14 protein-coding genes and 1 riboswitch are annotated in these 12,488 nt (G+C 69.6%); of the genes, 11 read left to right on the top strand and 3 right to left on the bottom strand.

The genetic code is table 11. The features are described from left to right. The first annotated feature begins 177 nt into the window (after positions 1-177). Entirely contained in the window at positions 178-939 is a 762-nt protein-coding gene (locus tag Msi02_RS36030; protein WP_204052290.1) for an enoyl-CoA hydratase, read from the top strand. A 3-nt stretch (positions 940-942) separates the two neighbouring features. Here the strand turns inward: Msi02_RS36030 and Msi02_RS36035 are convergent, their stop codons facing one another. Continuing rightward, on the bottom strand, positions 943-1,335 hold the full coding sequence (locus Msi02_RS36035; RefSeq protein WP_204052291.1) for a VOC family protein: 393 nt from the start codon (positions 1,333-1,335) through the stop codon (positions 943-945). Between the two features lie 50 nt (positions 1,336-1,385). Here Msi02_RS36035 and Msi02_RS36040 point away from each other — a divergent pair, with 50 nt between their 5' ends. From Msi02_RS36040 to Msi02_RS36055, 4 genes are all read left to right on the top strand, one after another. Continuing rightward, positions 1,386-1,883, top strand: coding sequence for a DUF2087 domain-containing protein (locus Msi02_RS36040; protein WP_204052292.1), 498 nt, complete (start codon positions 1,386-1,388; stop codon positions 1,881-1,883). 77 nt (positions 1,884-1,960) lie between these two features. Next, a complete protein-coding gene (locus tag Msi02_RS36045; RefSeq protein ID WP_204052293.1) occupies positions 1,961-3,319 on the top strand; it encodes a TrpB-like pyridoxal phosphate-dependent enzyme in 1,359 nt (452 codons plus the stop codon). 162 nt (positions 3,320-3,481) lie between these two features. Further along, entirely contained in the window at positions 3,482-5,215 is a 1,734-nt protein-coding gene (locus Msi02_RS36050; protein ID WP_204052294.1) for an ATP-binding SpoIIE family protein phosphatase, read from the top strand. Between the two features lie 87 nt (positions 5,216-5,302). Beyond that, complete coding sequence (locus tag Msi02_RS36055) at positions 5,303-5,869, top strand: TIGR03086 family metal-binding protein (protein WP_079317795.1); 567 nt, start codon at positions 5,303-5,305, stop codon at positions 5,867-5,869. Positions 5,870-5,872: 3 nt separating this feature from the next. On the opposite strand, the gene Msi02_RS44875 is transcribed toward Msi02_RS36055, so the two are convergent. Beyond that, positions 5,873-6,190, bottom strand: coding sequence for a 50S ribosomal protein bL37 (locus Msi02_RS44875; RefSeq protein ID WP_476703418.1), 318 nt, complete (start codon positions 6,188-6,190; stop codon positions 5,873-5,875). On the opposite strand from Msi02_RS44875, the gene Msi02_RS36060 reads away from it, so the two are divergent. The 3 genes from Msi02_RS36060 (at position 6,090) to Msi02_RS36070 (ending at position 9,170) form a co-directional block, all read left to right on the top strand. Next, a complete protein-coding gene (locus Msi02_RS36060; RefSeq protein ID WP_139576468.1) occupies positions 6,090-6,893 on the top strand; it encodes a DeoR/GlpR family DNA-binding transcription regulator in 804 nt (267 codons plus the stop codon). The genes Msi02_RS44875 and Msi02_RS36060 overlap by 101 nt on opposite strands. A 63-nt stretch (positions 6,894-6,956) precedes the next feature. Beyond that, a complete protein-coding gene (gene galT / locus Msi02_RS36065) occupies positions 6,957-8,015 on the top strand; it encodes a galactose-1-phosphate uridylyltransferase (RefSeq protein ID WP_204052295.1) in 1,059 nt (352 codons plus the stop codon). Between the two features lie 70 nt (positions 8,016-8,085). Further along, positions 8,086-8,224: riboswitch (cyclic di-AMP (ydaO/yuaA leader) on the top strand. 55 nt (positions 8,225-8,279) lie between these two features. After that, positions 8,280-9,170 (top strand): coiled-coil domain-containing protein, encoded by an 891-nt coding sequence (locus Msi02_RS36070; protein ID WP_204052296.1) that lies wholly within the window; start codon positions 8,280-8,282, stop codon positions 9,168-9,170. Positions 9,171-9,501: 331 nt separating this feature from the next. On the opposite strand, the gene Msi02_RS36075 is transcribed toward Msi02_RS36070, so the two are convergent. After that, a complete protein-coding gene (locus Msi02_RS36075) occupies positions 9,502-10,011 on the bottom strand; it encodes a hypothetical protein (RefSeq protein ID WP_204052297.1) in 510 nt (169 codons plus the stop codon). A gap of 564 nt (positions 10,012-10,575) precedes the next feature. On the opposite strand from Msi02_RS36075, the gene Msi02_RS36080 reads away from it, so the two are divergent. From Msi02_RS36080 to Msi02_RS36090, 3 genes are read left to right on the top strand one after another with little or no spacing between them, the layout of a single operon-like run. After that, positions 10,576-11,385, top strand: a complete 810-nt coding sequence (locus tag Msi02_RS36080; protein ID WP_204052298.1) for a hypothetical protein — start codon at positions 10,576-10,578, stop codon at positions 11,383-11,385. Further along, the gene (locus tag Msi02_RS36085) at positions 11,378-11,932 is read left to right on the top strand and encodes a dihydrofolate reductase family protein (protein WP_204052299.1); all 555 of its coding nucleotides are present in this window, start codon (positions 11,378-11,380) and stop codon (positions 11,930-11,932) included. The genes Msi02_RS36080 and Msi02_RS36085 overlap by 8 nt, the downstream gene beginning before the upstream one ends. 37 nt (positions 11,933-11,969) lie before the next feature. Further along, positions 11,970-12,479, top strand: a complete 510-nt coding sequence (locus tag Msi02_RS36090; RefSeq protein WP_204052300.1) for a DinB family protein — start codon at positions 11,970-11,972, stop codon at positions 12,477-12,479. Positions 12,480-12,488: the final 9 nt, after the last annotated feature.

A 12,488-nucleotide genomic window follows, 5' to 3' on the forward strand; every position in this document is an offset into this window, starting at 1 on the left:
TGTCGCCCCGACCAGCGCTCAGCACTACGAAGGCCGCTTCCGATCGTCGGAGGCGGCCTTGTCCATCCCTTGGGTGACCGACTGAGTGACCACGCTCCGCCAGTCAGCAGTACGGCAGCGGCCCGGCGCGTTTCTATAACCTGTTCTCGCCGTACCCCCGGAACCCTGAGGAGCATCATGGGCGACCTGGTCCTCGTCGACCGGCCCTCCGAGGCCGTCGCGGTCGTGACGCTGAACCGTCCGCGCAAGTACAACGCGATCTCCAAGGCGCTGCTCGAAGAGTTCCATGACACGCTCGAGCGGCTCGCGGAGGAGCCGGACCTGCGCGCGACGGTCCTCACCGGGGCCGACCCCGCCTTCTGCGCCGGCCTGGACCTCGGCGAGCTGGAAGCGGGGGTGAAGATCGGCCATCCCGACTCCATCCTCCCGCTGCGGAACTTCCCGGTGCCCGTCATCGGGGCGGTCAACGGCGTGGCGGTGACGGGCGGCCTGGAGTTCGCGCTCGCCTGCGACTTCAGGATCGCCAGCGATCGGGCGCGGTTCGCCGACACCCACACCCGTGTCGGCATCGTGCCCTCCTGGGGCATGACGGCACGGCTCAGCCAGGCCGTCGGGCAGGCCTGGGCCCGGCAGATGACGTTCACCGGGGATTTCGTCGACGCTCCCCTGGCGCTGCGCATCGGCCTGGTGAACGAGGTCGTCGCGCACGACCGGCTGCTGCCCCGGGCCGTGGAGCTCGCGCAGAGCATCGCGACGACGACGCCGGAGACGCTGGGCAGGATCCGGGAGATCTACGACCTCCTGCGCGACGGCACCGGCGCAGACGGCCTCCGGGCCGAACTGGAGACCGGCCGGGACGGGCTCGCCATCGCCGGCCCCGAGGACTTCGCCGCCCGCAGGCGCGCCGTGTTCGACCGGGGCCGGGCGCAGGCCCGCTGAAAGTCACTCCTCCTCGACGTACGGATGGGTGAGGAACTCGATGGCGTGGCCGTCGGGGTCGTCCACGTACACCCCGCGGCCGTGGTGACGGTGGTTGATCTGCTGCGGCTCCTGGTGGCCGGGACCGCCCCAGTACGGCAGGCCCCGCTCGGCGATGCGGGCGCAGATGTCGTCGAACTCCTCCTCCGAGACGAGGAACGCCAGGTGCTGCATGACGATCCGGTCCCGGTCGACGATCGAGTCGGCGTAGTCGATCGTCACCCCGTTGCCGACCCGGACCGTGGCGAACGGCCCGAACGCGCCGGGCTCGGGCTCGCCGAGCAGCCCGGTCAGGAAGCGGGCGGACTCGAAGCGGTCGCTGCTGTGCACGATCGTGTGGTCCAGTTGAGCGGTCACGTCGCCCTCCAGGTTTCCTACGGTCCTCATCGAGCCAATACCGTGGACAGGTGATCGACAAGCACATCTCCCGCGTGCTCGGGCTGCTCGGGCAGGACGACACGCTCCGCGTCCTCGCCGGGCTGGTCCTGCGTCCCGGTGAGCCGCTCGACAAGGTCACCGGGCTCGACCAGGAAGCGGTGGCCAAGGCACTGGACCGGCTGGCCAGGGGCGGCCTCGCCGTACGGGACGAGGACAGCTGGCGGGCTCGGCCCGAGACCTTCCGCGAACTGCTGCGTACGATCCCCTCGACGCCGGCGGACCCGATGGACGCGTTCCTGGTCGACGGGCGACTCGTCTCGATACCGGCGAAGAGGGCCAAACGGCTGATGGTGCTCGACTACATCGCGCAGGTGTTCGAGGTGGGCGTGCGCTACCCGGAGAAGGAGGTCGACGTGGCGCTGCGGGCGTTCCACGACGACTACGCCGCCCTACGCCGCTACCTGGTGGACGAGGGGTTCCTCACCCGGGAGGCCAACGTCTACTGGCGCTCGGGGGGAACCGCCTGACGCAGCCGTCTGACCGGGTCCGGCCACATCGGCGGACGCCCTTTCCCGATGGGCCCCCGGCGCGGACACTGGGAGATATGGGCGAGCCGACCAGGGTCCTTCTCGACGAGTCCCGGATCCCCCGGAACTGGTACAACGTCGTCCCTGATCTGCCCACGCCTCCCCCGCCGGTGCTCCACCCGGCGACGCTGCAACCGGTCGGCCCCGACGACCTCGCCCCGCTCTTCCCTGCGGCGCTGATCGAGCAGGAGGTGTCAGGTGAGCGGTTCGTCCCGGTCCCTGACGGCGTCCTCGACGTCTACCGCCTCTGGCGGCCCACGCCGCTCATCCGCGCCCGGCGCCTCGAGCGCGTCCTCGGCACGCCCGCACGGATCTACTACAAGTACGAGGGCGGCAGCCCGTCGGGCTCGCACAAGCCCAACACGGCGGTCCCCCAGGCGTACTACAACGCGCGGGAGGGCGTGCGGAGGCTGACCACCGAGACCGGTGCGGGCCAGTGGGGCTCCGCCCTGGCGTTCGCGTGCGCCCAATACGGCCTGGCCTGCGAGGTCTGGATGGTCAGGGCGTCGTACGAGCAGAAGCCGTACCGCCGCACGCTGATGAAGGTCTACGGCGCGACCCTGCACGCGAGCCCGTCGGCGGTGACCACGGCGGGCAGCAGGATCCTGGCGGAGGACCCCCACTGCACGGGGTCGCTGGGCATCGCGATCAGCGAGGCGGTCGAGGTGGCCGGACAGCACGACGACACGCGGTACGCCCTCGGCTCGGTGCTCAACCACGTCCTGCTGCACCAGACCGTGATCGGCGAGGAGGCGCTGGAGCAGCTGGCCGCCCTCGGCGAGACCCCGGACGTGGTGATCGGCTGCACCGGCGGCGGCTCCAACTTCGCGGGGCTGGCCTTCCCGTTCCTGCGCGAGAAGCTGGCGGGGCGGATGAACCCGGTGTTGCGGAGCGTCGAGCCCGCCGCCTGCCCGTCCCTGACCCGGGGCGCCTACGCGTACGACTTCGGCGACACGGCGGGGTTCACGCCGCTGATGAAGATGCACACGCTGGGGCACACGTTCGTGCCCGACCCGATCCACGCGGGCGGGCTGCGCTACCACGGCATGTCGCCGCTGCTCTCGCACGTGTACGAGCTGGGCCTGGTGGAGGCCGTGGCCGTCACGCAGACCGAGTGCTTCGACGCGGGGATCCGCTTCGCCAGGGCCGAGGGGATCGTGCCGGCTCCCGAGCCCTCCCACGCGGTGGCCGCGACGATCGCGGAGGCGCTGCGGTGCGCCGAGTCGGGCGAGGAGAAGGTCATCGTGATGTCCCTGTGCGGGCACGGCCACTTCGACCTGCCCGCCTACGAGAGCCGCCTCGCCGGCCGCCTGGAGGATTTCACTCTCCCGCAGGAGCGGATCGACGCGGCCCTCGCGCACCTGCCGGCCGTCTGATGCGACGCATGCCCACCGTTACCCGTTTCGTCCCTTGACCGGCGGGTACGGCTGCGCCATCGCACCGTAATACCGACCGGAGCACTCATGTCAAACGGCTGAAATGCGCGGTATCAGCTCCATACGATTCTGGAACACCATCCGCTCTCTCCGGAGAATTCGTTGAACCGGAACTGCGTTATCAAGGACCCCGCCCCGGGCAACCGGGCGCAGTGGCGCCGCAGCAGCGCCGCGTCCGCGCACGAGCGGCTGGCTTTCCTGAACGAGGCGAGCCGGCGGATCGGCAGCACGCTCGACTTATCCGAGACGAGCCGGGAGCTCGTCGATGTGGCGGTCCCCCGCTTCGCCGACGCCGCGGCCGTGATGGTGCAGGACCGCCTCATGGCGGACGGCGAGTTGTCCTCCCGGCCGGTGGACGGGACCACCCTCGTACGCCGGGTCGCCCTGGGCGTGGCCGGCGCCGATCCGGACTCCTGGGTGAAGGCGTTCCCCGTCGGCGAGGCGACGGTCTATCCGGCGATCCTTCCGCAGGCCCAGTGCATGGCCGGGGGCAAGCCGCTGATGTACCCGGCACTCGACAAGGAGAGCGCCCGGCTGATCGGCGCGAGCCTGGACCGGGAGGAGGCGGTCGCCTCGCTCCTGACCGACTCCTCGTTCCTCGCGGTCCCCCTGCGGGCGCGGGGACGGGTCCTCGGCTGCGTGATCTTCACAAGGCGCCCGGACAGCCTGCCGTTCGAGGAGCAGGACGTGGTGGTGGCCGAGGACCTGGCCGCCCGCACCGCCCTGTGCATCGACAACGCGCGGCTCTATACCAGGGAGCGCAGGACCGCGCTCACCCTGCAGAGCAGCCTGCTGCCCGTCGAACTGCCGCAGGCGCTCGGCATGGACATCGCCTCGCGCTACCTGCCGGCCAGCGACCTGATGGGCGTCGGGGGCGACTGGTACGACGTGATCGCCCTGCCCGGATGCCGTACGGCCCTGGTGGTGGGCGACGTCATGGGCCACGGGACCAGGGCCGCGGCGACCATGGGCCAGCTCCGCACGGCCGCGCGTACGCTCGCGAGCCTCGACCTGCCGCCCGACGAGGTGCTGTTCCGGCTCAACCTGATGAGCCAGGACCTCGACCCCAGCCAGATCGCGACGTGCATCTACGCCGTCTACGACCCGGTGACGCGCACGTGCGCGCTCGCCCGCGCCGGGCACGTGCCGCCGATCCTGCTGCACCCCGACCGGTCGACCGAGATCATCGAGCTGCCGTCGGGCCTGCCTCTCGGCATCGGCAGCGACCCGCTGGAGTCGCGCGAGCTGGTCCTGCCGGCCGGGAGCGTGCTCGCCTTCTACACTGACGGCCTCGTGGAGAGCCGGGAGCGCGACCTGGACGCCGGGATCATGGGGCTGCGCCGCCTGCTCGCCGGTCCTGTCGAGGACCTGGAGGACATGTGCGACGTGATCATCAGCAGCCAGCGGTCGGGCCACGAACGTGACGACATCGCCCTGATGGTGGCCAGGGTGCGCGATCTCGACCCGGACGAGGTGGCGACCTGCCCGTTGCCCTCCGACCCGCGGTTCGTCTCGCACGCCCGCCGGTTCGTCCGCGGCACCTTGCAGAGGTGGGGGCTGGGCGGCCTGGTGGACAGCACCCAGCTCATCGTGAGCGAACTGGTCACCAACGCGCTCAAGCACGGCTGGCCGCCGATCGAGTTGCGCCTGCTGCGCGGCCGCACGCTGGTGGTCGAGGTCGTCGACGGCTCCCCCGCCACTCCCGCCCCGCGCACGGCCACCCCCGACGAGGACACCGGCCGCGGTCTCCAGCTGATCAAGCGGTTCGCCTACCGCTGGGGCACCCGGCCCACGCCGTACGGAAAGATCGTCTGGGTCGAGCAGCACGTCCCTTGACCCGGGCGTTCCCTCCCCGGCGAGCGTGTATGACTGATCGTTGAGAAGAGTTACGTTCGAATGGGGAGTTCGTGGCGAGGAGGGGACATGATCGACATCCGTGACGCGTACCGCAGGGCGCTGGACGGTTTCGGGGACCGCCTCCATCTCGTCCGCCGCGGGCAGTGGGAGCTGCCGACCCCCTGCGTCGACTGGGACGTCCGGGGGCTCGTCAACCACGTCGTCGCCGAGAACCTGTGGGCCCCCGAACTGCTGTCCGGCCGTACGGTCGCCGAGGTGGGGGACGCCTTCGAGGGCGACGTGCTCGGCGACGACCCGCTCAAGGCGTTCGAGGCGTCCGCGCAGGGCGCCGTCCAGGCGGTGTACGCCGAGGGCGCCCTGACCAGCGTGACCCACCTGTCCTTCGGCGACGTGCCGGGCGAGGAGTACATCACCGAGCTGTTCGCGGACGCGCTGATCCACACCTGGGATCTGGCACGTGCCATCGGCGGGCCGGAACGGCTCGACCCCGAACTCGTCGCCTCCTGCTCCGAATGGTTCGAGAAGGCGCGGGAGGACTACCGCGAGGCGGGGGTCATCGGGGACGAGCGCGACGTTCCGGCCGGCGCCGACCAGCAGACTCACCTGCTCGCCGCCTGGGGCAGGAACCCCTGAGCCCTACCTTCCTGTGGGCCGCCTGCCGTGGTTGGCCTTCTTCTTCTTGCGTGCCTTCGACTTGCGTGCGCGCCTGCCCATCACGACCGCCTTCCGTCGAGTACGGCTTTCGCTCACTGTCCTCCCCCGGACCGCCGGCGGCAAGTACCCCGACCCCAACTCAACATGTCTCCACGTACGTGAGGCATAATTTGTTTGAATCTGTTGACAGGAGTGGTGGATGCTGGCCCAGCAACGGCAGCAGGCGATCCTGGAGAGGGTACGCAGAACCGGCGGGGTGCGCGTCGCGCAGCTCGTACGCGACCTCGGGGTCTCGGACATGACGATCCGCCGCGACCTGGAGGTCCTCGCGGAGCGCGGCCTGATCGTCAAGGTGCACGGCGGGGCGACCGCCACCGGCACCGGCTCGACGGAGGAGCCGGGCTTCGCCGCCAAGTCGGTGCGGCAGCAGGCCGAGAAGGAGGCCATCGCCCGCCGGGCCGCCATGCTCGTACGGCCGGGCAGCTCCGTCGCCCTGTCGGCCGGGACCACGACCTGGACGCTGGCCCACCACCTGGTGGACGTGCCCGAGCTTACCGTGATCACCAACTCCGTCCAGGTGGCCGACGTCTTCCACCGGGCGGGACGGCCCGACCAGACCGTGGTGCTGGTGGGAGGCGTGCGTACGCCCTCCGACGCGCTGGTCGGCCCGGTGGCCGTGGCGGCCGTCCGCTCCCTGAACGTCGACACGCTCATGCTCGGCGTGCACGGCATGAGCGTCCGTGCCGGTTACACCACGCCCAACCTGCTGGAGGCGGAGACCGACCGCGCCCTCATCGCGGCCGCCCAGCAGCTCGTGGTCCTGGCCGACCACACCAAGTGGGGGACGATCGGCATCAGCACGATCGCCGCCCTGGGCGAGGCCGGTGTGGTCGTGAGCGACGTCGGCCTGCCGGAGGAGGCGCGCGCCGCGCTGTCGGAGCACGCCGGCGAGCTCCTCCTCGCCGATCCGTCCGGGGAGACCGAGCTGGAGACCGCACTGTGACGCCGGACCTCTGGAAGCCCCCCGTGACCCGGGACACCGCACCGTGAAGCTGGAGACCGCTCTGTGAAGCGCACCATCACCCATCTCGCCGACGGCCGTGAGCTGATCTACTTCGACCGGCGTGACGACGCCGACCACAGCGCCACCGACAAAAGGGACCTGCCGCCGCGCCCGCTCGCCTCCGAGCTGCGCTACGACCCCCTGATGGACGAGTGGGTGGCCGTCGCCCGGCACCGCCAGACGCGCACCCACCTGCCGTCCGCCGAGGAGTGCCCGCTCTGCCCGGGCCATCCCGGCTCGGAGATCCCCTCGCCGTACGAGGTGGCGGTGTTCGAGAACCGCTTTCCGTCGTTCAGCTTCAACACCGGAGCGTACGAGCAGGTGGGCGGGCTCAGCGAGGTACGGCCGGGGATCGGGCGCTGTGAGGTCGTCTGCTTCACCTCCGACCACGACGCGTCGTTCAGCTCGCTGAGCGACGAGCAGGCCGAACTGGTCGTCGAGGCCTGGGCCGACCGTACGGCCGAGCTGTCCTCGCTGCCCGGCGTGGAGCAGGTCTTCTACTTCGAGAACCGCGGCGCCGAGATCGGGATCACGCTGCCGCACCCCCACGGGCAGATCTACGCCTATCCGTACGTCACGCCGCGTACCCGGCAGATGCTGGACGCCGCCGCCCGCCATCGGGGCGGCAACCTGTTCGCGGACGTCCTGGCCGCCGAGCGGAGGGGCCCCCGGGTGGTGGCCGCCAACGAGCACTGGACGGCCTTCGTCCCGGCCGCCGCGCGTTATCCGTTCGAGGTGCACGTCTACCCGCACCGTCAGGTGCCCGACATCCCCGCGCTGTCGCCCGAGGAACGGGCCGCGTTCGCGCCGCTCTACATCGAGGTGCTCCGCCGTCTGGACGGGCTGTTCGGCGTCGTCATGCCGTACGTCGCGGCCTGGCACCAGGCCCCGGTCACCTATCGGCGCGACCTCGCCTACCTCCACCTGCAGCTCTTCACGATCCGGCGGGCGCCGAACAAGCTGAAGTATCTCGCCGGATCGGAGTCGGCCATGGGCGCGTTCGTCAACGACGTGCTCCCGGAGGAGGCCGCCCGGATGCTACGCGAGGCGGTAACGGCTTGATCTCCGAATGGTTGCGACTTAGGTGGCAGCCACGGTTTCTTTACCACTAGTATCCCTGACACCGGACGTCACAACCGGTACGCCTAATCCCGGGCGCCCCGCCCGGGAGCCGGGGACCCAACCACGCACCTGGGGTCAAGGCAGTCGCCTGCCCAGGCTTCTCCAGCCCGAACCCGTCAGCTAACCCGGTCGGCAGATGGAGAGGAGTGGGCTCTGCCCCGCGCGTTCCCCCTGGCTCTCGGCGCGCTCGCCTCCGCCGTCCTCGTGTTCGGCGCGGCCACCCCTGGCGCCGCCGACCCCAAACCGACGGAGAAGCAGCTCAAGAAGGAGCTGTCGGACCTGCGCAAGAAGGTCGACCGGCTGATCGGCGACTACAACGCCAAACGCGTCGCCCTCGCCAAGGCCCGCGTCGAGGAGAAGGCGGCCCGCGGCCGGCTGGCCAAGGCCGAGGCCGACTACGAGGCCGCCAGCGACGCCGTACGGCGGATGGCCGGGCTGCGCTACCAGACCGAGAGGGCGATGGCGCTGCCCGACATGAACACCGCCGCGCTGAACTACCAGCTCAAGGAAGAGCAGGCCGCCAGGCTCGCCCGCTTCGACCAGGTCCGCGCCGAACGACAGCAGGCCGCGGACGCCGCCAAGACGCTGACCGAACAGCTCAAGGCGCAGGCCGCCGAGGTCGCCGGACAGCGCGAGGACGCCGAGGATCTCATCGACGAGATCAAGGACAAGCTCGACGCGCTGATCCCGATCGCGCCGGGCAAACGCGCGGGCGGGTCGTGGGCGCCGGAGCTGCCCAGCGGCTCCGACAACATCACCCCCCGGATGCGGCTCATGCGCACGGAGGTCGAAAAGCACTTCGACCTGCGGTTTCCGGTCGGCTGCTACCGGGCCGAGAACAGCGGCGAGCACCCCCTCGGGCGCGCCTGCGACTTCATGATGAGCTCGGGCGGCGCCATGCCCTCCCCGGAGATGAAGGCGTTCGGCGACAGCCTGGCCGCCTGGGCCATCAAGAACGGGCCGAAGCTGGGCGTGATGTACGTGATCTGGCAGCAGCGCATCTACAACCTCGGCCATCCGGGCTGGCGGACCATGTCCGACCGCGGCGGCATCACCGCCAACCACTACGACCACGTGCACATCTCGATGTACTAGGCACACAAGCCGTCTACCTGCATGTTCGATCCCGGCAGGACGCGTCAGGGCACATCGAGGGCACTTGAGCCGTCTGCCGGCTAAGAGCACGCCGGACGACTGGCGCGGACGAGTCGAGGCGGGCCGCCGCGCGACAGTACAGGTCTAATCACGAGCGGTGGGCTGAGCTGGAACAGCCGCAACGTGCCGCGCCACGCATGGGGGCGCCTCTGGCGGGGGGCGCTCCGGCTCCGGGATGGCCTCGAACACACGTGCGGGTTGTGGGGTGGCTGGGGTGGGAGCCAGCACGCGTGTCCGCGATTGTCCCCGAAGGCTCCGATTGGGGAAGTGGTCAGGGCGTCAGACCGGGCCGCCATAGTTGAAGGCGGTAGAGCTGGACTTGGTAAACGTCGCGCGGGAAGTCCGGCTCCTCGGTATTGGTCATGACTTTGGTCAGCACGCGAACCGACCAGGAAAGGCCAGTCTCCCCGAGGTCGAACGGCTCGAGTTCTTTCCACGCACCGTCGGAGGAGTACTCCGAGAGGGCGATCGTCCCCGAATCGATCCGCAGTTCGCCGTTCCATAGCTCCGCCCAGGACTCCAGCGGCTCCGGGGGGCCGTCGCACAGCTCATACCGGACGAAGTGGTCGTTCTTTTCAACCATCCGACTGGTCTGAAAAGGGAGCTGACTGGTCAGAATAAGGCCGCTCGGGCCCGCATGGATGCCGGGACCGACGAGGGGAGCCCCATCCCCGGGACCGGGGTCGCCCGTGATTTCCCCGTCCGTCACCTCGGTGATGACGAAATCGTCGCCAGGTGTGAGGCTGATCATGTCCACCATACTGGCGAGCAGATTCACCATGGTCGATTCTCTCCTAAGGTGCCGGACAACGTCGGCCGCGTTCCGCGTGTCCCGCGCGGCATGACCGTAACCTATTCTCAAGCTGATAACGCGGGTCGAGAACGATACTGCTGGCCGGAACATAGACGAGCCACCCCGGGTTACTGTCGGCTACTTCCCAGCCAACTGGACGTGCCTGAACGCGCAGGATCAGCTGAGCCGGCCCAGGTTCCTCGGTAAGAAGCCTAAGGGCCACATCTCGGGGTCGAACGTTAGGCACGTCACCAGACGTTGTCCATTCCACCTGAAGGCCGTTGAGCTGCGAAAACGCCTACTCCCAGGTCCTGGGGTCAAGTGCGGTTCACGCAGATAGGCGCGGTCGAAGCGGAGGGCACAGCAAGGGCACATGACATCGTGACTAGCCGCGAAATGGTGAGAACCACCGAGACGATCAACGCCAGATCATCCTGGTGGTTCGGGAGTTGTGCCAGGTCACGATCACGGGCTTATCAGATCTCGATGTACTGACGCCGGGGCTCTCGTCGGCAGGCGAACGAGAAGGGCGGATCGGGTTATCGTCCTGCCATGAAGGACGAGCCTCCCCCGCCCCTGCTGGCCAATCGATGGGCCGACGCTGTCGGCGAAGGCGGGCCCGGGGCCGGCAGGGAGATATGCAGGTGTTTCGATCAAGACAGGGTTCGTCCGCCGCACCCTGTGCGCTTCCATCCTGAGCGTCAGGACACTGCATCCCCTGGCTGGCGACATCTGCTCGAGCTCGTAGAAGAAGCGGCGGCAGACGGCCGCGAGGTGTTCCGTCCTCTTGTCGAACTCAGCCCGGCCGAGCAGCGTCAGATCGTCACGTTGCCTCCGACCATCGCCAAACTCACCGAGGTCAAGCACTTGGTGCTCTACGGCAGTAACCTCGTGCGAATCCCCCCGGAGATCGGCTCGATGACCAATCTGCGGGAGTTCAGCCCTTACACGTCGCATCGCCTCCACTGGTTCCCGTACGAGCTGACCAGGTGCCGGCGGCTGAAGGCCAGCACGGTCAGCACCCGCTCGCTTTACGGCAACCTCAAGGTGCGAGCACCGTTTCCTCCGCTCCAGCCCGGCAGAGCATCGACCCGGGACCTCGATCTCCTCGGCCTCGACCCTGGAGTGTGGGGCACCGACGTGATCCGCGCGTGCAGCGTCTGTGACCGGCCTATCGCCGAAGGCGGGCTCCACCAGGTGTGGATCTCTTTACGGGTCGGCACCGACACCGTGCCGCTGCTGGTGAACGCCTGCTCACCGGCCTGCATCGACGCCCTTCCTGCTCCTCCAGATGGCTACCTGCCCACGCCGCACACCGGCGGGCCGGGCATACGGCGAAAGCGGGGTGACCACCGTGCCTGACCTCACGGCGGACCTGTTCGTGTCGCTGGACGGCTTCGCCGCCGGCGTGGACGTGGGCGCCTTCTTCGGCTATCCGGGGCCCGGCCTCGACGCCTGGATACGCGAGGCGACCGAGCAGCCGCAACTGATGCTCATGGGTCGCGTCACCTATGAGGCGCTCGCGGCGATCTCGTCCGCGGCCGCCGACGAGGCGAGCACCCGGATGAACGACCTGCCGAAGGCCGTCTTCTCCAACACCCTGCGGGAGCCGCTCGCCTGGAAGAACACCCGGCTCGTACGCGGCGACCTCGCCGAGCGGGTCAGGGCGCTCAAGCGGGAGTCGGCCGTGCCGCTGCGCTCGATCGGCAGCCTCACGCTGGTCAGAAGCCTGATGGAGCTCGGGCTGGTCGACCGGCTGCGGGTGATGGTCTTTCCCCTCACGCTGGGCGGCGACGGTCGGGAGCCCGCCTACGCCGGCTACCCCCGGACGGGGCTGGAGCTGGCCGGCACCAGGGTCCTCGACTCGCGCATCGTCCTGCTCGAATACCGGCCGGCGGGCCCAAAATGATGTGACTCCGCGTCGCGGCTCGGGGCAGGATGCCGGAATGACCGACACACGTATCGATCCCCCTGTCGCCGCGGACGAGCGCGCGATGCTGCGCGCCTGGCTGGACTGGCACCGTGAGACTCTCGCGGTGAAGTGCCAGGGACTCACGGAGGAGCAGCTGCGGCTGCGCTCCGTGCCTCCCTCCAGCATGTCGCTGCTCGGCCTCGTACGGCACCTGGCCGACGTCGAGCGGGCCTGGTTCCGGCGGCGGCTCAACGGCGAGGACCTCGGCGGCATCTACTACAGCGACGATGACCCGGACGGCGAGTTCGACAACGTGGACACCGCGTCCGGAGAGGAGGCCTTCGCGACCTGGCGCGCGGAGATCGAGCACGCGCGTGCGGCCGAGGAGGCCTGCGCCGACCTGGACGCGCTAGCGAAGGCGGACCGCCAGGGAGTCCGCCACTCGCTGCGCTGGATCATGTGCCACATGATCGAGGAGTACGCCCGCCACAACGGCCACGCCGATCTGCTGCGTGAGCGCATCGACGGGGCGACGGGCGAGTAGGCTCCCGCC

The sequence above is a fragment of the Microbispora siamensis genome (assembly GCF_016863095.1).
In the GTDB taxonomy this organism is placed as follows: Bacteria; Actinomycetota; Actinomycetes; order Streptosporangiales; family Streptosporangiaceae; genus Microbispora; species Microbispora siamensis.